Here is a 1,165-nt window from a genome sequence, read left to right as displayed (position 1 = left end):
CCGGGCAATTCCAGCAAAATTCTGTCCCAGGTCGAACACATAAACGCCTGGACGCGGCTGGCTGATTTTCTTTGGCTCGAGTTCTCCCGTGATCACAACCGGGACGCCGGGTTGCGCTTCGAGCTTGGCCGATACATTTTCGGCCACTCGCACTGCCTTCCATTGCGAAACATCCAATCCCGGCTCGGACCAGCCCGGAATCTCCAGACGAGCATCATATGTTTCCCCTGCGAGAAACTCCCCTTCCAGATGAGGGCCGAAGGTCATTTTCCATGAACCATCGGTGATCACCACCTGGCGCTCTCCATCAGTGGTTTCAATCTCCAACTGCATCCAGAGCTTGGGATCGCGTCCGAAGTGAAACCGCTCGCTCTTCCAACCGATCGCACCGGCGTACCACCCGGCTGCCAGAATGGCACCGATCGCATTTTCTCCCTGTCGCACCAATTGAGTTACGTCATAAGTGTTGTAATAGACCCGCTTCCGATAATCGGTCCACCCAGGGGCGAAGAACTCTTTACCGACCTGGTGGCCGTTGATATGGGCTTCGCCGATTCCCAGTGCACTCATATAGAGGGTGGCTTTACGGACGGGTTTGGTCACCTGGAACTCTTTGCGAAAGAGCGCGCACCCGAGGACGTCGAGCCCTTCGGCGCTGATTTTCCCCCAGGGGGCGTCTCCCATTCGGCCGACGATGATCGCCTGGGGCCAGGCACTGTCATCGAAGTTGAGCCGGTTCCAGCCCGGCTGGGCCTTTTGGTTGCTTTTCCACGTGTCGTCGATTACGTATTCCAGAGGATCGCCCCGGTCAAACTCGATGCGGATTCGCCCTGCCAATCCTGCCGGCGAGGGACTTCCGTTTGTTGCCACAATTGCCAAAACATTGCGGCCAGGGTGGACGCGATTGGTGATGTCTGCTAGCTGTGGCGAGGTGTATCCGCCTCCCCGACCGGCTGGCTGGCCGTTACAGAAGAGTTCGAACGAATCATCGGCGGTGATGAGAAATCGTGCACGCTTGATGGTGCGCCCTTCTGGAATCTCCAGAATCTTGCGGAAATACCGTGGACCGGCGGGGGCTTTTTCCCGAGGATTGGTTCCCTGCTCCGGATACCACACCCACGGACAATCTCCAAAATCAAGGGTTTGGCCTTTGGCTGGATGCACA

Annotated in this window: 1 protein-coding gene; it reads right to left on the bottom strand. The window is 57.4% G+C overall.

The features are described 5' to 3' along the window. Positions 1 to 1,116 (bottom strand): alpha-L-rhamnosidase N-terminal domain-containing protein (locus tag H5U08_RS19410; protein WP_297037017.1); only part of this gene is annotated, 1,116 nt, incomplete at its 3' end. Between the last annotated feature and the right edge of the window lie 49 nt (positions 1,117 to 1,165).

The organism is Thermogutta sp., assembly GCF_014359955.1.
In the GTDB taxonomy this organism is placed as follows: Bacteria; Planctomycetota; Planctomycetia; order Pirellulales; family Thermoguttaceae; genus Thermogutta.
This window is presented reverse-complemented; position numbering and strand designations above follow the sequence as displayed.